Genomic DNA, 23,420 nt, shown 5'->3' on the forward strand with positions numbered 1-23,420 from the left:
TGAATTAGGTTAATTAGGAATATCCCAATTTAGCTATTTATCAAAGTCAAAATATCAGATTTTCTATAACAATTTAGTTTCATTAGCCGTTTTGTTCCTGATTTTTCGACTCATACCATAGAAATGCAGCTGAAAGTAGAAATCCTGCATAAAACCACCATAGGGAAAGGTCTTCTTTTACGAAATTCGGGGCTTCAGAAGAAGAAGCGCGTCCATTTTGATTATTGATTAACTTACTATTAAAGTTTAATCTTTGAATATACCTGGCAGAACTCCAGTCGGAATTTGCATAGACATAAAATGCACTCTGATTGCCATTAACTGCTAAAGTATTCCATCCGGCCCGGCCGGACCAGCCACTCACCTGCCACAAAGAATTAAATTGCGGGTGTTGTGATGGACTCCACCTGTTTTGATTGATACTCACCTGAGGCATTTTTTTACTATCAGCAACCTCCAAATTTAAGGTTAGCTTCTCAGAAATTACAGGAAATGATGTTTGCGTTTCATAACTAAAGCGTTCTGTAGTCTTACGAATTCCTGCGGCTATAATAGTTGACCAGAATATAGTGTAATCTGACTTCTTACCGTCCAGTACCCAATTATAGGTGGTTGGAATTACCGAGTAAAGTAACATTCCTGCTCCATTAATCCTGCCGCTGACCAAACCCTTTCCTGCTTTTGTCTGAACCAGCATTTTATAATCTGATGCGGGCTGAATAAAACTGGTCTGGCCCGCAGGTAACGCTGAAAAGCGATAAGCGTTATTTGTAAGCTCGGGAACAACTTCCTGCTCCTTGAATGAAGGAACATTTTCGGTATGTATGGAAAACTCCTGAAGTTTTTTCTGGTCACCGGACGACGCCCTGATCAACAGGCCCATTCCTCTGGCAGATGCACGGTCTACCGCTTCTTTTTCGCCCATACTTAAAGCAGTGAATTCGTCTTCATCTATAATCAGCAAGGCCGTTTTCTGTAACTGCTCTGTACTTATCCTTTCGAGCTTAACAACCGGTGTATTTAGAAAGTCTGTACTAAACTTATCTTTACTTATCCTACTGCGTAACATCAATGGATACTGATGATCAAATAACCAATCTTTCAGAAATTTAAATTCAAAATCAGGCGCTGAGGATAACATTAAAATTGCTCCCGGAATCTCAGCTTTAACCTCGAATGGAACAGGTTCTTTTGCAATGGTGTCGTTACCTGCAATTGCAACTAGCCGGTAAATGGCCAGTCCGGTCTGTTTTGGCTGATCTCTAAAACTGAAGCTTATATTATTTCCACCTGGAACTGTAAGCGAATCCAAACGCGTACCAAAACCTTCCAGATAAATTTTAACAGTTTTATTTGTCTGATTTTTAAATGTCCCCTGCACCTGCAGAAATTCGGTAGATTTTAATTTGTTATTCCAACTGGCAGATACAATTCCAGCAGGCTCTTTGGGCGGATGAAAGCTGAAAGTATATTTATTCAGTTGTCGGACCTCTTCGGCAGATAAACCATAACCATAGATGTTGATATGCATAATTTCGGGATGATCAGCCAGATAATAGATCAGATCTGCAATATATTTTACCCTTGTTTTTTTTGAGGCCTGATAAAGTCCAGGATCTGTGGTATAAGATTGTATGCCGGCTGCCAGAACTTCATCCTTGGGTGTACCAGCAGTCAACAGATTGATACTATGACTATTGGAGACTCCCTTTACTTCGTACTGAACCGGAAAGATGAGCAATGCCAGGCAAAATACCAATACGACAGTTGCAGCTAATCTACCATAAAGATTATTTCTGTTCTTTCTTCTATATTCAAAGAACAGGAGAACAATTCCCAGTATTACACAAGCTATTAAGGCTATATATTTAAATTCCATTTAGCGCAGATCTTTTTTTAATTGATTAAAATACTGCTGATATAAATCAGAAGATGGCAAATCTGAACCAGCCTGCGGAACAGTCACTTCCTGCTCCAGCATTTTCCTGACACCTTTTTGTATGCGGTCAATTAAAGGCTTTTTAACTGAAGTACCACTTCTCAGTTCTCTGATCGCTCTTAGTGCTGGCAAATAGGTATCCGGATGATCTACAGCAGAAATTACGAGGTATTTCTCCATTTCCCAAAGATTAGCAGTGGCACCAGCATCAATTTTCGAAGCTGTTTTATAGGTATCCAGGTAAGAAAGACCTTTTTTCAAGACTTCATCACGCTGGTCGGTCTTTACTTTTTTCTGCTCCATTACCGGTTGTCCAATCTTATCCAGTTCTCCAGAAAAGCGTTTTTCTTCTTTAAGCTGTGATACTTTTACTGTTGTTTTAGCAACAAATGCCCTTGACTTTTGCTGCAGATCTTTTAGCAATCTTAATGCCTTGTATGCAAATGGTAAAGCCTCCTGCGGCTGGTAGGTTCTTAATTTCAATTCAGAACTCCACATCTCGGTCAGTACCGCTTTTAATCTGCTTTTCACTTCCGGCTCAAAGAATGTAGCGTCTTCTGCGATATCATGTTTATGGGCGTAACTATCCATAATAGCCTGAACGTCGCCGAATGCAGCTGCTTTCTCAGGTTCCTTTCCATGTGAATGTCCTTCTTCATGGTCATGACCCTCTTCGTCATGGTCGTGACCGCCACCAATCTCCGTTTCCGATTCTTCGCCCAGAAACTTTCCATAACGCATGCGCAATAGCTTCTGATCTGTCCCCAGATCATTACTCCTGGTTTTAAATTGCTGAACCGTAATTTTGGATTGTTCTGAAAGTAGCTTTTCCGTATCCATAATAATCTGTCGCTGACTTCTGAAGTATTCCGGTACCAGGTTCACGCCACTGGTCATTCCGGCAAGGCTCATCAACTCAGTGGTATCTGCGATAGAAACGAAATAAACATCGGAACGGCTTGCCTGTCCATAATTATCGGTCGCAGCCACGAAAAAGTAAAGTTCATCTCCAGGCTTCATGCCAAGGGCATTCAAATCCAGTTCTTTCTGAAGCTTCATACTTTTCTGTGCATTGAAACTGGTATTAAAGACCAGCTTTTTCTCAGTAAAACTCACGCCCTCTCCTTTTCCACTGGCTAGCGTCGCCGAAATATAAGCGTTCTGAATGCCGTAATCATCGTCAAGGCTAACTTTCATATTCACTCTTCTTGCCTCGCCAAAATCTATAGTTGTATGTGGTTTTGGCTGCGTGATCTGAATAACAACCGGTCTGTCGGCGACGAGTTCAATCTGATATAAATCGGACTTCTTTCCATCCATCTCTATCTGATAAAAGCCTGGTTTTACCATTTTCCTACTCAATGTCCAGCTTTTCCCTTCTCCATTTTCCGACTGGAGATTGATTTTCTCCTTATCATTAAAAATAAACTTGAAATTCTTAACCGGAATAGAGGTTTGCATCTCCCAACGCAGAATTGCGCCATTTTCGGCTTTAATGCTCAATTGATTCTGTTTTCTTGAAGGCACTCCAGTATAGGCCGGAGGGACAATCTGTACCTGAATACGGTTTAACTGTGGCGGTAAGCCCTGCCCCCTGGCTACACCTTCAGCGCTGTGCGATACGGAACCTGATAAAACCGCCGGACTACCCGATTTCAGATGCGGGATACCAATAAACAACAAAATAGCTGTAACCAGGTAAGCGGACAGACGTATGATGGTATTACCCGACAATATTTGAACTTTGATTCCAGATAGCGTATCGGCCACTTTCTGCTGCTGAAATAACTGTAATGTATTTAACTGATTGGTCTCTTGCAATAAAAGTCCGGCACTCTCTTCTAACTCAGGGTGGCTGATATTAAGCGATCTGGCCACATCATATGTGCTGATTTTCCAGAAGGGCTTAAACAAGGAGCAGCTTATAAAGCTCAGCACTACTAATGGTAATAATACCCAATTTCCGAAACCGATAAAGTGCATGATGACAGCACTTAAAGGTAAAGCAAACAACAAGCTGATGCACAAACGCTCGGCAAAAACCAACATCTGCCATTTCAATCGTAAATTTTCTATCCTATTTCTTCCTTCCTGCCTATCCATTGTTCAGGTTTTTAAATTTACGGAAAGACAAAAATCGCTCGGCACAAAGCAGTACCAATAAAACGACCCATATATAATTTTCCAAAGAAGCCTGTTTGACCCTGTTTTTGACCTGTTCTTCTGGTCCGCCGAGATCGGAATTTTTGAGATCCGCAGCCCTTATTTTCTTAAAATCCGGTTTAAAAGTGCGCTGATCCTTTGCGCTCCGGACGAAACCATTTTTATCCTGCTGCTCTGAATTGTCTATCAGAAGCGGAATAAGCCTTTTTACGAACTGTGAAGACCAGACAAGATCTGACCAGTCAGGGTTTAAACGGCTGTAGTAGCCATACTCTATAACATTTTTATGCTCAGACTTTGAAAGCACTGTGCTGCCAAAACTGTCTGTCCATACTGGCACTCCAGTGTCTGCAGCTGCATTAATCCTTCGGTTTAAATGGATAACCGGCGTATTACCGGCTCCCATATCTGCAAAATGGAATGTTGAATTTATGGCTTCTGATTTACCAGGTTTATAACTGAATACTTTTCCACCCTTTTTCATCCCGGAAAGCGTCTGTTCTGGTACCTGACTCTCTGAAAACCAGATCAGCACATCTGCAGTTTCTATGCGGCCTGGCTGATAGTCTGAAAGTATAATGTTACTCTTGCTATATTTAGAATAGGCTTGCACAGCAGCCCGGATATATCGTGCGTCCTTAGGATAATTCCCGGCATTAACCATTATATTTACCTGCTTCACTGCCGAGGGAACTTTCGTGTAAACTGTTGATCCGGGTGTGGACACAGCCTCATATTCTCCGGTTATCAGATCGGATGTCCAGGTTGCAACGGTATCTTTGGAAGGCAACGATATCCATTTAAGATCAATGTTTAATGAAGGCATTACTTCGCCGAATTCTTCGAGCCTCTGATCAGCAAAAACAACTGTCCTAAAACCAGTTTTCTTCTGCTGATCTAACACCTGAAGTAAATTAAAATAACCAACTGATAATGTGTCAATTGAATTTATAGAATTCGAAGTATTTTTAAGTGATATCTGCTGAAAACCTGGTGACAGGTCGTGGATACTATAGCCTGCTTTTAATAAAGAATCTATAGTCTTACCGTGCTCTTGATAAACCGGTACAAGCTGTTGTTTTTTTAATAAGATCCAGCCTTTGTCAGCTGTCCTTTTATCATTACGGTTGAGGAAAGGTTTGGCGATTAGAAAGGCGATGAAAAGCAGAATTAGCAGGCGCAGTAATAACAATAATAAGTCGGTTAACTTATAACTTCTGGAGCTCAGCGGAGAACTTTCTCCAAGAAGTGCTATACTGCCGATTTTTAAGGTCTTACCCTGCTTAATATTCCACAAATGGATTAGCAGGGGAATTAACATTCCAGCCAGCGCCAGCAAACCGATCGGATATAAAAACTGCACGTTATACTCTTAATTTAGTTCTCTGTTTCAAAAAATCCCTCAAAGCCTGATCTAATGGCTCATCGGTAACCATTAACCGGTAATAAATGCCTCTGTCGAGCAGTTCAGTCCTGGTTTTCTCCAAGTAATCTTTCATTTGCTGTTGATATTCCTGCCTTACCTTAGATTGATCTATCTGAATAGATTTACCACTCTCCAGATCTTCAAATGTTGAATATCCTTTATAATCAAGCTCTAGTTCATTTCTGGAAAGCAGATGAAAAACCAGCACTTCGTGACCTAAACTTGTCAGCGTGTCTAATAAGGTAAAGATCTCTGCATTGGTCTGGTATAAATCTGTCATTAATATCAGCAGCTCCCTGTTTTTGGAACCAGCATAGAGCTCCTTATAATGAACTGGTGTTGTAAATTTTCCTTGGGGCTTGATCTGTTCAAGTTGATAGAATATCCTGGACAAATGCTGAAAATCCTGTTTAGCCGCCAATGAATAAATCCCTTTTTCTTCAAATACATACAAACCCAATGCATCTCCCTGTAAGTTTCCAAGATAAGCGAGTGATGCGGCAAGGTAACGCGCATAGTCGATTTTTGTAAATTCTCCGTCCTGATGTTCCATTGAAGCACTGGCATCAATGAGCATTCTGATGGAGATATTGGTTTCTATTTCTGATTCCCTTATATAATAACGATCCGACCGGGCAAACATCTTCCAGTCCAGTGAGCGAAGGTCATCTCCAGGCTGATAGCTCCTGTATTGGCTAAATTCCATACCGGGCCCTTTAACTGCACTCTTATTTATTCCGCTCATCATCCCATCTACAGTCATCTTAGCAGAAAGAGACAATTCTTTAATCGCCATCATTATTTTAGGATCCAGCAATGAACTCATTACAACTTGGTTTGTATTCTGGAAATACTTTTAAATAATTCTGCCGTAACCATATCCGGGTGGACGCCCTCGGCCTCTGCTTTAAAATTCATTAAAACACGGTGTCTGAGTACAGGATAAGCCATATGCTGTATATCTTCCATTACCACAGCATAACGTCCCTGAATCAAGGCTTTAGCTTTTGCTGTGAGAATTAGTGCCTGCCCTGCTCTTGGCCCTGCACCCCACCTTACCCATTCTTTCACATATGATACTGTGGAGGTATCTGGTCTGGTAGCCCTGATAAGTTCACTTACATAAGTGATCAGATCGTCACTGATACTCACTTCGCGCGTAAGTGCCTGCAATTGTTTAATTTCTTCGGCACCAATTACCGCTTCTACTTTATGTTTAACCCCACCTGTAGTGCTGCTTAGGATTTTCACCTCATCTGCAGCGGTAGGATAACCAATTTTAATATAAAGCAGGAATCTATCCAGCTGCGCCTCGGGTAAAGGATAAGTACCTGCCTGTTCTATAGGATTTTGTGTCGCCAATATAAAAAACGGACGGTCCAGCGGATAAGTTTGTCCTGCATAAGTTACTTCAAACTCCTGCATCGCTTCTAGTAATGCGGACTGCGTTTTTGGCGGCGTCCTGTTAATTTCATCAGCAAGAATGATATTCGCAAATAAAGGCCCTTTATTGAACTTAAAAAAGCGCTTGCCTGTCACATGATCTTCTTCCAGAATTTCCGTTCCAACGATATCCGTCGGCATCAGGTCTGGTGTGAACTGAATCCTCCTGAAGGACAAGTCTAAAGCCTGTGACATGGTCCTCACCATTAGTGTTTTGGCCAGACCAGGCACTCCTTCCAACAAGCAGTGTCCACCAGCCATGAGCGCAACCAGCATCTCTTCAATGATAGCATCCTGCCCGACTATTACTTTTTGAATTTCAGTTTTTAACTGTGCTATTTTCTGTATTAAAACTTTGATGTTACTTTCTGATATTTCCAAAGCAATTGATTTTTAGTAGATAATGAGAATGTGCCTCAATATAGGGCATATTCAGTAAAAATTTCAGGCATAAATCTGAGAATATCAAAAAAATTACAACAATACGATCTATAAAAATGGTGAATAATTAAAATTGATTTATTTTAGACCAATGCAAAGATCAAAATTTACTTTTGCCAGAATCAAGTACAGTTCAGGCAACTGGGACACCGACCAGCGTATGCCTTCGAACCTGCTTAATTCTTTGCTGGAGTACACAAGTATTCCTTTGGAGAAGGAAGAAAAAATTGTAGAACTCAGCAGCAAAGACATCTTTAAATATCCTTTCTGCTATCTGAGCGGCCATAAACTCGTGCAGTTTAATCAGGCTGAAGCCGCTAACTTCAAACAATATATTAATAATGGAGGGTTTGTTTTCGTCGATGACTGTAATCACGATATCGACGGACTATTTGCAAAGTCATTTGAAACCCAAATGGGTAATCTTTTTGGTCCGCAGGCACTGAAAAAGATCGCGAATAACCATCCTATCTATAACTCCTTCTTTAAATTTGAAAATGGCCCTCCAACAACATCTTTTGAACTCAATGGCTGGGGTGACGACCTAGTTCATGACTACCTGAAAGCTATCACAGTCAATAACAGAATTGGTGTGTTATATAGTAATAAGGATTATGGTTGCGAGTGGGATTATGATTTCCGGAATAAACGTTTCCTTTCAGAGGACAATACAAAGTTTGGCGTAAACATTATTCTTTATGCCATGGGCATTAATTCCTGATCGTACAAATGCCTCTTACTATCCTGAGATAAAGTAAGAGGCATTGCTCAAATATCTATTTGGTTATGAAGCCTTAGATATCCTTGTTGTAAAGTGATTCTGTATTTGGAATCGGCCATAAATAATTCGGATTCTCGGGATTAATCTGTGGAACAGGCGAAGAACCTAGTGGCGTTTTCGCAGGCACAGATAGTTTTAACCGCATTAGATCTGCGTTGCGGATACCCTCTCCTAAAAATTCAATATGACGCTCATGTATAATTTTGCTGATCAGCTCTGGTTGACTGGAAGCTGTTAGCGTCGTAGTTTGGTCAGCTCTTTGTCTGACAGCATTTAGTAGAGCCAGGGACCTGGAATCCACCCCGTTAACATTAGCTAGTGCTTCTGCCAGATTTAATAAGACTTCGGCATACCGGATTACCGGTACATAATCGGTGTACGGAGACCCGGTTGCGTATTTAGTACTCCACTGTCTGCCTTTATTCCCACCTGCAATTGTTGTGAAAACCAATGCCCGGCGCTTGTCTGTTGTTTTCCAGAGCGGATCGCTCACAATGCCGCCCTCAAATAGATAAAAATCTCCAGTGCCTGCTGAGCCTAATCCTGTTGCATTTGCCCCATCAGGAAGATAAGCATTTGCAAGTGAGGTACCCGGTACATCTGTATTAGAAAAAGGCATTGAAAATACCGATTCTGTGGTGGTATAGGGCGCTTTAAAAATTGCAGTAACTTCCGTTTGCAAAGCATTTTTCACTCCTGTTGGCGCGACAAATGGTGCGGTAGCCGGCACAATCTTATCTGCTTCTTTAATCACATTCGCATAATCTCCCATGCTCAGGTAAACATTTGTTTTGGCTGATATGACAGTATTTACATGCGCACGTGTAGTGTTTAATGCTGCTGAAGAATAGTTTGCCGGCAAATTAGCTTCTGCATAATCCAGATCTGTTATAATCTGTTTATAAACCTCTGCTACTGAGCTTCTGGCAAGATTATACTCCGCCAAGCCTTTGTTAGGTGTTAAGCGCAATGGCAAACCTTTACCCTGCCCATTATTTTTTGTGAAAGGCTCTGCATACAACTGAAGCAGGTAATAATAAGACAGGCCACGCAGGAAACGAGCTTCAGCAAGATAATTATTTGCAATCTGTGGCGTCAACACTTTAATTCCCTTCTCCTCCATACTGGAAATAAAAACATTACAGGCATTAATGATCTGATAGCCTTGCGTCCATACTGCAGAAACATCAGATATTCCTGGATCCACAGTCATCTGATAGGTTAATCCACCACGGGTCGGATTCAGGTTGGTAGAAATAAAATCCCCACTCCTGGCCTCACTATAATAAATGTATTGTGTTCCGAAAAATCCAGATCCTTTAAATGTGGCGTATAAGCCATTCACGAGAGTTGCGATACGATCAGGTGAATCATAAGCAGAGGCATCTGAAATCAGTGAAGTTGGGATCGGGTTAAGTTTACTCTCTTTTTTACAAGCTGTTAAGGACATTACCATGCCCATAACCAGCATACTTTTAGCTATTAATTTCATAATTGAGCAATTCATATTTTTAATTAAAACCCTACTTGTACACCCAGCGTAAATGTTCTGGCATTTGGCGTCATATTCTTATCGAATCCCTGCGTTGCAGTCGCATTGCCGGTACTGGTCACTTCAGGATCTGCACCTGGATACGGTGTAATGATTGCCAGGTTCTGGCCGCTTACATAAAATCTGGCACTTTCAATTTTAACTTTTTCCATTACAGATTTAGGTAATGCATACCCAAGCGTCACATTTTTCAATCTCACAAAATCGCTTTTGTATACATTTGCGGTAATCGGTAAAGAATATCCCCATGAAGTAATGTCTCCGTCCTGTACTTTCGGCACATCGGTGATATCACCTTTTTTCTGCCATCTGTCCAGAACTTTAACATCATTATTCTGGAATCGGTAATCCATCAAAGAAGCCTGGGTAGCATAATACATATTACCGCCGAACTGATAGGTTAGCATAACATCTAGATCAAAGTTCTTATAGCGGAATGTATTAGACAAACCACCATAGAATTTCGGATTGGTGTTTTTATAGATAACACCGTCATCGGTTGTAGTTACCGCCTTCGCAATAGATCCATCTTCATACTCCCATTGATTATGACCGGCGGCAGGCACTTGCTCATAATAAACTTTTCTGCCCGAGCCATCCAGGAAAATCCTTCTTCCGGTTTCAGGATCAACGCCATCAGTCCTGATTGCATAGATCATTCCAACAGGCGAGCCCGGAAGAGAGATAGATACCATTCCGGAAGACCCTCCAACGTCGTTGATAATCAAACTAGACACACCCGGAGCGAGCGATTTAACCTGATTTTTATTATAAGAAATATTAAAGTTTGTATTCCATCCAATATCATCTTTCTTAATGAGCACGCCGTTCAGTGACAGCTCAATACCAGTATTATACATACTGCCTACGTTCGCCAGCACTGTGTTCTGATTAGCACCAGGCAAACCGGCCGATGCCGGGACCGGCACCCCGAAGATCAGACCATCAATATTATTTTTGTAATAGGATAAATCTGCTGTTAAACGGTAATTAAACATACTGAAGTTAATACCAAGGTCTGTTTTCTTACTGGTTTCCCATTGCAAATCCGGATTTCCTGCTGCCGAGTAATAAAGTCCCGGTAATCCACCGTACAGGTTCGCACCATAGGTCGATAAACTTGCATAATCGCCAATTCCAGAAAGATTTCCAACCTTGCCATAGCTCGCTTTAAATTTAAAAGAGTCGAACACTTTCGACATCGCAGAATTTGCCCAGAAGCCTTCCTGATTCAATTCCCATGCACCTGAGAAACCCCAGAAATTACCTGCTTTATTTTGTAAACCGAGTACAGATGCTTCATCACGTCTGAAATTCGCTGTCAGGAAATATTTCCTTGCATAGTTATATTGAACACGTGAGAATAAAGAGATCAGGTAATTATAAGATTTTTGATTCGCTGTATTGCTAACCGCCACGTTACCGAATCCACCTTGTATATCCGTATAAAACGGATCCGACTGATTAGAACGATTTATCCCGAACCTGTCTCCGTTTGTGGTTTGCTCCTCTTCACCTAATAACAGGTCGAATGAATGTTCTTTAAATTTCCTGTTTGCCGTTAGCGTATTAGTCCAGACATTTGTTTCCTTCTTCGCTGAAACGCCTGTCGCACTTCCATTTGAACTCATACCTTCATTGGTACGCGGATCAAAATAACGATTAGTTCTGCTGTACATGTTATTCACGCCATATGCCGTTCTGAAAGTAATCCAGGGTAGCGGTGTGATTTCACCATATATATTGGACTGAATGTAGTTATTAGAAGTATTGTCACTATTTGCCTGTAAACTCAGAACCGGATTGGTATATCCCAGACGTGCGGTTGAAGTCAGGTGACCTGCGTTATCCATAATCCCGACATTCTGCCCGATAACATTAAATGTGCCGTCGGCATTATATGGTCCGACTATCGGTGCAGTAATAAAGCCAAGCCGGTAAGCTACGGAGTTCGAAGATACTGAACTAACCCCGGTACCAGTTGATAGGATTGCTGAGGTTTCGTCGCTGCTATAATTAGTTTTGGAACCAACCTTAAACCAATTATTTACCTTATGCTCTACATTATAACTAACAGATTTCCTTTCATAATCGTTACCTTTAAGAATACCCTGACGATCGGTATAACCTACTGAAAAATAATACTTAGTTGCATCATTTGCACCAGACAAACTGATATTATGATTTTGAGAATTACCGGTGCGAAATATGTAGTCGTACCATCTGGTGTCAATCACGTTACCATTTGCATCCAGTGAAGTGCCATAATAGTTTTTCACTGGATCATAAGTCCCGGCATTTTTTAAACCTTCATTCTTAATTTCAAGATACTGCGCTCCATTTAACACTTCAGCAAGACGGGTAGCTTTACTATTTCCATAATAGGCATTATATGAAAACTTAGCTTTCCCTTTTTTACCTGATTTAGTAGTAATAAAAACAACACCGTTAGCCGCCCTGCTTCCATAGATACTCGTCGCTGCCGCATCTTTTGCAATGTCTATACTTTCAATATCATTCGTATTAATTGCTGATAAGGGATTGGAAGCTGCATTTCCCCCGACACTAACATCTTCGGTAAACATAGGAACCCCATCTACAACAATAAGCGGATAAGAACTTAAAGAAAGAGAATTTGTCCCCCTGATCCTGAAAGTAGGTGCCTGATTTAGAACACCATCGTTAGCTGTCATGTTCACACCAGTCGCGCGGCCATTCAAAGCACTCTCAAAACTTGCTACAGGTTGCTCAGCAAGTGCACTTCCCTTAACGCTCGAGATACTTCCTGTAACTTCAGATTTCTTCTGAACGCCATATCCAATTACAGTCACTTCGTTCAGATCTGATTTATCAGGCTCTAACTTAACTATCACGTTTGCTGCTGCTTTAACCTCTTTAGGCTGATACCCAACAAATGAAATCACCAACGTAGCGCCTGTTTCCACGCCTTTTAATGCAAAATTTCCATTTGCATCGGTCATTGTACCTAAAGATGTTCCTTTAGCTTTAACAGAAGCTCCAGGGAGCGCCATTCCTCTTTCGTCCAGCACTTTACCCCTTACATCCATAAAAGCATTTGCTTTGGGTGTAATCAATATGGTATTATTCTTCAACTGATATTCAAATGGCTGGTCGCTGATCGAGCGGTCAAGCACGTCACGCAGAGAACGGTTCTCCATATGAATCGTAACGGGATGCGCTTTATCGAGCATATCCGCATTATACAGTAATTTATAACCGCTTTGTTTTCTAATTTCATCGAGTACCTTATTCAGGGGTACATTATTTTCTGATAAAGTGATATTATTGACTTGCCCGCTGGCATTCACCTGCAAAATGGTGGTGCTGACAATCATCACGCTAAGTTTACCGATTAAACTTATTTTGTTATGAAAAACAGCTTTCCTGTTCCTGTATTCCTGATAACAACGTATGAGGGCATTGGATAAATAGAAATTCATAATGCTACTGGTTTAGAAGATTATAGATAAATTACATAAGGTAGAGGTAGATGAATCTGACAGTTGGTTAGACCGCCTGTGTGTGCTGTGTCTGGTTCCTGTTACATAGGCTTATCAATTAATTTTTTTCAAAAATCAGGGCAAAGACCTTCCATGAAGCCCCCTGCTGTTTAAAAAACGGCAGGGGACAACCTTAAAAGGAGTTTAGAATTGGTGGTTTATTTTTTTAGATAAAGCTCATTGAAGAGCAGTTTAAAGGTACTGTGAGACTGAGCTCTGAAAGTGATTTCTGGTCCGAAGGCGTAAAGTTTACCTTTACCTACTGGTGCAACAAAAGCTGCCACACCGTCTTTAAGGTAGCTTTGTCCCCATGCCCACCCGCTTCTCAGCGAATCTTCTTTACCGAACCAGATTAAAGGTTTAATACCCTGTGCTTCTGCCCCATCAGCGAAGTGAAATACGGGACTGTTGTTATAGACCACGTCTGCTTTTGCGGGCATTCCCCAATTAGAAGGCAGACTGGTATCTACATTAACCTGGAGAATACTACCCGGAATATAAAATTTATCACCTGGCAGGTTTACTTCCTTACCGTCCTTAGTCTCTACAAGTGCATTCTTAACAGGCAGACCTAGATGATAAGCCAAATTTGTACTGCTGCCGATAGTAACTATGTTACCCCCTTCTTCCAGGAAAGCTTTAAGCTGTGGAATGGATTTATCTGGTGTGATGCTTCCTAACCAGCCGCGGAATTCTGCAGGTACTTCATCTTCCTTGGGCATTCTGCCCCATACCGGCTCAGTTCTGCCCACAGGTGGAATACCTCCGCTAATGAACAAGATCATATCATATTTACTGCGTAATTTTCCCTGGTCGATATCTTTTGGATAAACCAACTGGAAGGCAAAGTGATACTGCTCCATAATCCAACGTACCCAACCGGATGGCATAGAACCGCCGTATTGGTCGAACAAGGCAATTTTTGCTGGAGTGATTTTAACAGCACCATTTGGCTTACCTTTTACACCAGTAGCTGCTGTCCCGAATTCTACACCTGATTTCTGCAAAATTGCCAGACCTTTAGCCGGCACATAAAATGAACCCGCAGGCATCTTGTCCTGTGCACTGTTAATTCTCGATACTTCAATACCAGCTTTTAGTAAATCATTAACAACTATAAACGAGTTGTTAACCGCAGCACTTAACAGATAACCACCAGCCGATGGCGTAACTTTAGCTGCCGGTGCATTTTGAAGCTCACCATAAGCCACGCGCTCGAAAGGCCCTTCAAAACCTTCAAGAATACGATCGAACTGAACACCCATCTGGAAAGCTAAAGTCCAGCCTGCTGCGTCGTAAGGACGAACCGGAGGACCTCCGGGATACTGGAAATCATTAGGGTGATCTTGTGGTTCAAACATATCAAGAACATGTGGACGGAATGCCTGATTAGTTTTAACAATATAAGATCCCGCAGGATAGTTTTTGCCATTAACGCTAAAAGCAGCCGTTGCACGCTCTACCAGAACTCCAGATTTCAGCAAAGAATTAATGTATTTTACTGCGGTCGGGAAATCTGACTGATCTGCCGGAATAATATAGCCCCTTGCGTCACGCAGAGCAGGGTTTTTAAGCACGTCGTCATAATATTTCATTGGAATTTCAGGACCACCACGACCGACAGATTCGCTCTTCGCAATCAGCCCAGCTTTCTTATCTTTCTCGTAAGCCGCATTAATAGAAGCGATATAATTCGGTTGTAAAGTCCAATTATCCTGATTACCTTTCTGAATAGCATTACGTCCCATTACGTAAATATTATACAGCAATTTATCGCTGCTTCGGCTCGCGTAATCCAGGATTGCATAATTCATAGAAACAGAATAATCAATCGACTTTCTGAATTTCCATTCCTGCGGGGTTATCGGATATGGTGTTGCATTATTAGGGATTAACCTTTCCGGTACCAGGGCAATTTTTGATGGTGTAGGGTTTCCTGTAGTTTCTGTGAGGATACCAATCATATTATGGAAATATGGTGTTGTTCTGAGTCCACCGTTCCACCACGTAGAATAAACAGAGCCGCTTAAACGGGTATATCCTGGTTTTCCTTCTGCGTTCAACCTGTTGATCATTGAGGCTGCAACGCCGTCAATGCCGGTAATCAGTAAAGGATCATAAGCGAAATTGAAAGGATCACGATATGGAGGCCCCGCAACCACCGCTCCCTCAGGTGAGGTCTGGTGATGGTTATAAATGATTTGCGGCATCCATTCTACATATTGCTGTTTGGAGATATTTGTCGTCTCCTTCATATTCATCATATAGAAATCACGGTTGTTATCATGCCCAATATATTTCTGATATAGACGCGGTATATTCATATTCCGTTTAGACAAGTCTTTACCCTGCATATACCAGTTTGAAACCAACTCCTGCCCATCCGGATTAACTTGAGAGAGGAGTATAATCACGTCATCCAGAATGCGCATTGTTTCAGGGTCCTTACGGCTCACCAGCTGATAATAGGTCTCGAGTAATTGCTGGGTAGCCACAGTTTCTGTTGCATGTAACCCTCCATCAATCCAAACCACTGGCTTACCTTCAAGGGACAGCTTTGCGGCTTCCTCGTCTGTCAGGTTTTCTGCTCTTGCTAGTTTTTGGGAGATTTCTTTATATCTGTCAATCTTCTTCAAGTTGGCAGGTGAAGAAACGATCATCACATATTGCTTACGGTTTTCCTCTGTACTCCCTATTTCGCGGAGTAATACCCGGTCAGAAGCGGCGGCCAGCTTCTTAAAATAAGCCTCTGCCTGGGTGTAATTGGCCAGGCTATAATCATCCCCGATATTAAATCCGAAATGTTCCTTAGGACTAGGAATGGTTTGGGCCATTACCGGCCCGGCACATATCAATGCGCTTAGGGCCATACCGTATAAAAGGTGTTTGCAATTCATCATCGTCTGTTTGTTTAATAATTAGTTATTTACCATTAATTTATTCAGAATCAATTCGTCATTCGAAATCGGGAAAATATAGTTAGGTGAAGAAGGATCTGCTGCAGGTACAGAATGTACAGGTTTTGCCGGAATGTCTAATCCTAACCTCATAATATCACTATTTCTGATTCCCTCTCCCAAAAATTCTATTTGTCTTTCTTTTATAATCGCTTTGGTCAATTCCGTAGCACTGCCAAAATTAGAAATAGTATAAGTTTTGCTTTTATCGGACCGGTTCCTCACAGCATTCAATAAAGCAACGGCTCTGCTGTCCACACTGGAAGTACTTTTTGTTAATGCTTCCGAAAGGTTCAGTAGAACCTCCGCATATCTGATTACGGGCGCATAATCCAGATAAGGTGCTGCCTGAGAATACTTAAACAACCATGTTTTTTTAGTAGAAGGTCCGATCTTCAAAAAAGACCTTCTTGCATCAGCAGCAGACCAATCCGGATCAGCAACAATTCCATTAGGGTTCAGCGAGTATTCGCCTGCACCATTGCTGGAAGTTGTTCCTCCATCCCTGGTACCCGGCAAATAATAACCAGCTAATGCGGGGCCCGGTGCATCATTACTGGAAAAAGGCATAGAGAAAATTGATTCATCGGAAGTATAAGGCGCTGTAAATACATTTTTCACGTCAGCTTCCAATGCATTTTTCACACCGCTTGTAGTGGTGAAAGGCGCTCCCGCTGAAACAATTTTGTTTGCTTCGGTAATTACTTTTGCATAATCCTGCATACTGAGAAAAACACGGGTTTTCAGGGCTATAGCTGTATTTTTATGTGCTCTGGTTGTGTTCAGAACGGCCGAGGCATAGTTAGCCGGAAGGTTTGCCTCTGCAAAGTCCAGATCCTGTAGAATTTGTGCATAAGTTTCTTTTACGCTGCTTCTTGCCAGGTTATAATTACCCGGTTGCTTATTACCTTCCAGACGTAAAGGAAGTCCTGGTTTAGAGCCTGCACCATCCAAATATGGTCTTGCATAAAGCTGTAACAGATTATAGTAAGCGAGTGCACGAATTAACCGCGCTTCTGCAATATAAGCCGCAGCGGTCTCTGCACCTACTACTGCCGTACCGGTGTTGTTCATGCCATCAATAAACACATTGGCAGCATTAATAGCCTGGAAACCAAACTCCCAGATCTGAACGACGTCATTCGTTGTCGTTTGATTCAGCAATTGATAAGTAGTTGCACCTGTCGCTGCATTCAAATTGGTACAAATAAAATCTCCGGCCCGGATATCACTGGCAATCGTATACCAGCTTCCCAGAAAGCGTCCCTTTTTAAGTGTAAAATAAAGTCCGTTTACCTGATTCTGAATCCGGGGTGCAGTACTGAACGCAGCTGCGTCAGTAATCAGTGTGGTAGGATCCGGGTTAAGGAGTTCATTTTTTTTGCAGGCAGAAAGCAGCATCAGACAGGTACCGAATACCATTAACTTCCTGAAGCTGAATTTATATTTAAATAAGTGTGTCGATCTTTTCATTGTCAATTTTTTAATTAGCGTTTTCTGATCCGATTAATGGTTTAGAAACCAAAATTTAACCCAACAGTAATTGTTCTTGCATTCGGACTCTGGTTTTTATCCATTCCCTGAGTGATTGCATTATTCGCATTCGTCGTTACTTCAGGATCTAAACCTGTGTAGTTCGTTAACAAAGCAAGATTTTGTCCGCTGACGAATACTTTCGCATTGCTTACTTTGATCCTTTTTAGAAAATCATTAGGCAAATTATAGGATAACATCACGTTTTTCAATCGTAGGAAGTCAGTAGAACTTACGTTAACGTCCAATGGCATAGAGTTTCCGCTCGAAACATTATCTCCATTTACTACCCTTGCGATATTAGTTACTTCACCAGGATTTCTCCAGCGATTTAATACATCCACAGAGTTGTTCCAGAAACGCTGATCACGCATAGTCGCCTGTGTTCCATTCATCATATACCCGCCCATCTGGTAGGTTAACAGAACGCTTAACTCAAACTGTTTGTACTGGAAGGTATTTGACCAGCCACCAAACATTTTTGCTGCTGAAGTTTTATAAGCTACAGCATCTGCTGCAGGTGTAATAGCAGGTGCACGAGACCCATCTTCATAAGACCATTGGTAAGCAGAAGGTCCGCCAGGTGTAACTACATGCTGATAGAGCACTTTACGTCCTTCACTGTTAATAAAGACTCTTCTGCCGGTTTGCGAATCAATACCACCGGTACGAATTGCGTAGATCATGCCCGCTGCATACCCCGGAAGTGTAATACTATAAGTATCCACACTGCCCACGATAATACTTGGCACCCCATCGGCAAGGGAAGTGACTTTGTTTTTATTAGTAGTGATATTAAATGAACTGTTCCAGGTGAAATTATCCGTTCTGACCGGCGCACCATTCAGGGAGAATTCAACACCTTGATTATACATTGTACCTACATTTTGCAGAATACTGTTATTTGTTGAGTTAGGGATACCTGCAGACGGAGGCAGCGGTACACCGAAAATCAGTCCGTCGATATTGTTTTTGTAATAGGCAAGTTCACCATTCAGTTTCCCACCTAACAAGCCGAAATTAATACCAATATCCGTTTTCTTACTGGTCTCCCATTTAAGATCCGGATTTCCGGCAGCTGAATAGCCAAGACCTGGCTGCCCGCCATACAAGTTAGCAGAATAAGTATTTAGAGCTCCGAAATCCGTTAGTCCGCCGATGTTACCAACTTTACCGTAACTCGCCCTGATTTTTAAGTTGCTGAATACTTTATCCAGTACAGAACCAGACCAGAAGTCCTCTTTCATAATTTCCCATCCGGCAGAAACACCCCAAAAAGTACCTTTTTTATTATTAGGGCCTAATGCAGAGAACTCATCCATTCTATAGTTACCTGTCACATAGTATTTCTGCTTAAAGTTATACTGCAAACGGGAGAACAAAGAGAACAGATAATTATCATAAACCTGATTATCTGTGTTATAGGCAAATACATTCTGCCATCCGCCCTGAATATTTGAATATAAAGGATCTGACTGCCCCTGACGCTGTAATCCAAATTGATTACCATTGGTCTTCTGCTGTTCCTGACCTAACAAGACATTAAATGAGTGATGATCCGCGAACACATGGTCTGCGGTGACAGTATTTGTCCACACCCATCTCTCTCTCGTCGAATTCGCGCTGCTGCTGCTACCATTTGTAGCTATCCCCTCACCACTGACAGGGCTGTAGTAGTTTTCATAAGTTGTATACCTATAATCAATACCATAAATTGACTTCACAGCCAGCCATGGCAACGGATTAACCTGGATATATGCATTGGACTGAATATTATTTACCTTATTTCTGGAATAATTGGTATTCAGTGATACTTCAGGGTTATAGAAACCTAATCTCGATTGGTTTAGATGTCCGGTATTATCCTGAATCCCAAGGTATCCATTTGAAGTATTATTATAAGAACCGTCATTATTATACGGACTTACAATCGGCGAATTAATTAATGCCAGTCTGGACATAGCGCCCGATGCAGAGGAGTTTCCTGCCGCCCCGGTAGACATTGCCGACGCATTATTTTCATTGACATAGTTAATTTTCGCACCCAGACTTAACCAGGAATTCGTTTTATTGTCAACATTGAACATTGCAGACTTTCTGTCGAATTTATTCTCTCTGAAAATACCGTCCTGTTTGGTGTAGCCAACTGAACCATAATATTTTGTCGTTTGGGTAGCTCCGGAGATATTAAGGTTATTATTATTCGAAACACCTGTTTGGTAGATATAGTCATACCATCTCGTATCAATAGGGTTACCTGCTGCATCGTATGATAATCCGTAATAATTTGTCTCTGGATTAAAAGTACCTTCATTTTTGAGGCCCTCATTTTTAATCTCGATATATTCCGCAGCGTTTAACAATTTAGGCAACCGGTTTGCATTACTAAAACCTACAGAGCTCTGGAAGTTAATCTTTGCAGCACCCTGTTTACCTTTTTTTGTCGTGATAAATACGACTCCGTTTGCTGCACGGCTCCCATATATACTGGTTGCTGCCGCATCTTTGGCAATATCTACACTCTCAATATCTGCAGGGTTAATTGCAGACAGCGGATTTGTAGCAGCGTAGCCCAGATTAGATTCATTTTCATTGGTAAAGGTTGGCACGCCATCTACCACGATCAAAGGATAAGAACTCAACGATAATGAGTTTACACCACGGATACGGAATACAGGAGCCTGGTTAACTACACCGGCGTTTGCGGTCATATTAACTCCCGTTGCACGACCGTTCAGCGCACTTTCAAAACTTGCTACCGGCTGGTCCGCAAGGGTACTTCCTTTTAAATTGGAAAGACTGCCCGTGGTTTCAGATTTCTTCTGCGTTCCATATCCGATTACAACCACTTCGTTCAGATCGGAGTTATCTGGACTCAATGCTATAGTCCCGAGATTTGCAGATGCTTTAACCTCTTTAGTCTGATAACCAAGAAAGGAAATAAGCAAGACAGCGTCGTCAGCAAGACCTTTAAATGCAAAGGCACCGTTCTGATCTGTCATTGTACCTTGTCCGCCACCCTTCACCTTCACAGAGGCACCTGGTAAGGGCAATCCTTTTTCGTCAACGATTTTACCTCGGACATCTATCGGCGGTACATTTTTAACAATTGTTTTTCTTGGGGTAAGCAGTACTGTATTATTCTTAACAACATAAGTAAAAGGCTGGTCTTTTACAGATTCATTGAGTGCTTCCTCCAGAGAGACATTAGCTACATCAATAGACACAGGTTTAGCAGTTGCAATCAATTCTTCGTTATAAAGCAAGCTGCAGCCACTTTGCGTTCGTATTTTCTGTAGAACTTTATCAAGCATCACATTCTTTTCAGAGATCGTGATATTATTCACCTGACTTTTAGCATTCACCTGAAATACGGTAATGCCGAGAATAAAAATAGTTAGTTTTTTGGCTTTCAGCAGATTATTAATAAATGCTGAATTGATTTTGCTGGGTACACAACAGCGGGACATCCAAGTGTTTACGACACGGAAATTCATACGCTAAAATTAGTTTTGGTTAGTTTTTAATTAGGTGTTTTGATTTTGGCTGAAGAATCAGGATGGTTAATCCCCAATTCTGGTTGAAGTAGAGCTAAATTTACATAGGCATATTAATTAGGTTTGACATTTATGTTTGTGTTTGTGTTAGCTCGATTAATCTCTATCCTTTTCCCCTTGCCGTCTGCCATTTCTGTAATTCTGAATTTCAGGCTTCCGGTGAGCTCCAGCATATCAAGTACCTGGGAAAGTGTAACGTTTTTAGAAATAAACCCCTGGTAACGGGTTTCAGGCAGATGAGCATAGTCAACTTCTACGTCGTACCATCTTTCCAATTGCTTCATAATATCAACCAAACTGAGATTATTGAAACGGAAATTCCCATGCTTCCATGCCATAACCTCATCCAGGTCTACAGAGGCAATTTTCATCTGGTTTCCTTTCAAAATAGCCTGCTGACCGGGCCGGAGGATATCACTGTCCGAAATATTTAAATTTGTTACTTTCACACTGCCTTCCAGTAATGTGGTTTTCATAAACTTCTCATTCCCGTAAGCATTGATATTAAAATGTGTACCTAATACCTCTACCTCCTGATTTTTGCCACCCTCCCTGGTCACTACTTTAAATGGTTGTCTGCCTTCTTTATTAAGTAACGGTCTGATTTCAAAATAGGCTTCTCCATTTAGCTCTACCCTTCTTTCATTCCCGGAAAAAATTGCCGGAAATTTCAAAGTAGAGGCTGCATTAAGCCAAACCTTACTTCCATCTGGTAAATTGATCTGATACTGACCACCCTTTGGAGTAGAAATAGTATTGATCTGACTTTCTGCGAGATGGCGTTCTTCATGATTACTGCCGGAGGATGTATAAATTAATTGTCCGTCCGCAGCTTTGGTAATACTAATACCAGACTGGCTTGCGATTTTTCCATTAGACATGTCATCCAAGGTAATCTGCGTACCATCAGCCAAAGTAAGCATAGCTTTATTACCTCCAGGAACTGCGTCTGCCACTTTTACATGCGGAGTTATAGTATTCGCAACCACGAGTTTCCGTTCCGGCAGTGTCGCAGGCGTCAAAAGCCACCATATTCCTGATGAAATTAGTATAAACACCGCAGCAGCAACTGTGAATGCTCTTTTTATGTTCCAGCTTCTTCCTATTGAAACGACAGGAGTCTGACTGCTTTCCATGATATTACGTAATATCTGGTTACTTGTCGCAGGGGTAAAAATCTTTTTTGAGGGAACAAATTCATTCCATGCCTCACCCAATAATTCCCTGGCTTCCTCTTCATGTTCAGGATCTGCAAGCATAGCAAGCAGTTCGGCTTTCTCTTCAGGCCGGGCCTGATTAGCGAGATAAAGCTGGAACAATAAGGACATCCGGGTATTTACCATATGAGCGTCTGTTTGAAACATTTCACCAGTTACCTGGGGCTTGTTACTATAAAGACACTAAAGGCTAAAAAAGTGGATATCAGAAAGTGATATTTTTTACAAATCTTCCAGATAGCACATTAATAAGAGTAAAGAGTATAAAATATTACCGCTTTTAACGTAACATGACACTGATTTAAGTGCCCATTGCTGATATTTTTTGACTGAATCTGTTGATATCTGCATTTTATCAGCAATTTCCGGATTTTTTAAACCCTGCATTCTGAGTAAGAAGACCTTTTGTTGTTGAGATGGCAGGCGAGCGATTGCCTGATCTACCAGAACCTGAATATCAGGATTACTATTCAGATTATCTGCAGGGGTTTCTGCAGGTTCTGTATCATCGAATTGTTGCTTATAATATTCCTGATACTTATGATGATTAAGCATCTTTCTAAGGCTGTTCAAAGTAAAATTCCGTGTTAAAATAAAAAGATAGGAACTAAAATTACTAATCTCAGCTAGTTTTTCTCTATTGATCCATACTTTCAGAAAAACTTCCTGAACAATATCCTCAGTAAGCTCCTGGGAGTGCGTTAACATTAATATATATTCCCCTAATTGATGATGGTAGCCCATAAACAGATCCTCAAAAGCCAGTTCGTCGTCTTGAGCTATCCTGTTCAGGAGATATGATTCATTATTTAAAGGTTTCAGTCCCAAGGCTCATGCAGAAATAATATATAAACATTGTCAATATAGAGTAAAAGCAGATGAGTTATAAT

The 23,420-nt window shown here is 41.3% G+C and carries 13 protein-coding genes; 1 reads left to right on the plus strand and 12 read right to left on the minus strand.

Annotated elements, in window-relative coordinates; genetic code table 11:
* Positions 1–82: 82 nt before the first annotated feature.
* From BM192_RS02020 to BM192_RS02040, 5 genes are read right to left on the minus strand one after another with little or no spacing between them, the layout of a single operon-like run.
* A complete protein-coding gene (locus tag BM192_RS02020; protein ID WP_037444638.1) occupies positions 83–1,879 on the minus strand; it encodes a hypothetical protein in 1,797 nt (598 codons plus the stop codon).
* A complete protein-coding gene (locus tag BM192_RS02025; protein WP_037444641.1) occupies positions 1,880–4,042 on the minus strand; it encodes a DUF4175 family protein in 2,163 nt (720 codons plus the stop codon).
* A complete protein-coding gene (locus BM192_RS02030; RefSeq protein ID WP_037444642.1) occupies positions 4,035–5,465 on the minus strand; it encodes a BatA domain-containing protein in 1,431 nt (476 codons plus the stop codon). The genes BM192_RS02025 and BM192_RS02030 overlap by 8 nt, the downstream gene beginning before the upstream one ends.
* Before the next feature lies 1 nt (position 5,466).
* On the minus strand, positions 5,467–6,354 hold the full coding sequence (locus BM192_RS02035; protein WP_037444644.1) for a DUF58 domain-containing protein: 888 nt from the start codon (positions 6,352–6,354) through the stop codon (positions 5,467–5,469).
* Positions 6,354–7,352, minus strand: coding sequence for an AAA family ATPase (locus tag BM192_RS02040; RefSeq protein WP_037444647.1), 999 nt, complete (start codon positions 7,350–7,352; stop codon positions 6,354–6,356). Before BM192_RS02040 ends, BM192_RS02035 begins: the two co-directional genes overlap by 1 nt.
* 151 nt (positions 7,353–7,503) lie before the next feature.
* Between BM192_RS02040 and BM192_RS02045 the strand changes: the two genes are divergently transcribed.
* Positions 7,504–8,133 (plus strand): DUF4159 domain-containing protein, encoded by a 630-nt coding sequence (locus BM192_RS02045; RefSeq protein ID WP_037444648.1) that lies wholly within the window; start codon positions 7,504–7,506, stop codon positions 8,131–8,133.
* 73 nt (positions 8,134–8,206) lie between these two features.
* Here the strand turns inward: BM192_RS02045 and BM192_RS02050 are convergent, their stop codons facing one another.
* From BM192_RS02050 to BM192_RS02080, 7 genes are all read right to left on the minus strand, one after another.
* Complete coding sequence (locus BM192_RS02050; protein ID WP_037444650.1) at positions 8,207–9,685, minus strand: RagB/SusD family nutrient uptake outer membrane protein; 1,479 nt, start codon at positions 9,683–9,685, stop codon at positions 8,207–8,209.
* A gap of 23 nt (positions 9,686–9,708) precedes the next feature.
* Positions 9,709–13,206 carry a TonB-dependent receptor gene (locus BM192_RS02055; protein ID WP_051760272.1) on the minus strand — a complete coding sequence of 1,166 codons (3,498 nt, stop codon included), beginning with the start codon at positions 13,204–13,206 and terminating at the stop codon, positions 9,709–9,711.
* A 218-nt stretch (positions 13,207–13,424) separates the two neighbouring features.
* Complete coding sequence (locus tag BM192_RS02060) at positions 13,425–16,166, minus strand: M14 family metallopeptidase (RefSeq protein WP_051760274.1); 2,742 nt, start codon at positions 16,164–16,166, stop codon at positions 13,425–13,427.
* Positions 16,167–16,184: 18 nt separating this feature from the next.
* Positions 16,185–17,696, minus strand: coding sequence for a RagB/SusD family nutrient uptake outer membrane protein (locus BM192_RS02065; protein WP_081857576.1), 1,512 nt, complete (start codon positions 17,694–17,696; stop codon positions 16,185–16,187).
* A 41-nt stretch (positions 17,697–17,737) separates the two neighbouring features.
* Positions 17,738–21,253, minus strand: coding sequence for a TonB-dependent receptor (locus BM192_RS02070; RefSeq protein ID WP_081857577.1), 3,516 nt, complete (start codon positions 21,251–21,253; stop codon positions 17,738–17,740).
* Positions 21,254–21,366: 113 nt separating this feature from the next.
* The gene (locus BM192_RS02075) at positions 21,367–22,677 is read right to left on the minus strand and encodes a FecR family protein (protein ID WP_051760276.1); all 1,311 of its coding nucleotides are present in this window, start codon (positions 22,675–22,677) and stop codon (positions 21,367–21,369) included.
* Between the two features lie 75 nt (positions 22,678–22,752).
* Complete coding sequence (locus BM192_RS02080) at positions 22,753–23,358, minus strand: RNA polymerase sigma-70 factor (protein ID WP_037444656.1); 606 nt, start codon at positions 23,356–23,358, stop codon at positions 22,753–22,755.
* Between the last annotated feature and the right edge of the window lie 62 nt (positions 23,359–23,420).

This window comes from Pedobacter antarcticus, from assembly GCF_900112985.1.
Classification (GTDB): domain Bacteria; phylum Bacteroidota; class Bacteroidia; order Sphingobacteriales; family Sphingobacteriaceae; genus Pedobacter; species Pedobacter antarcticus.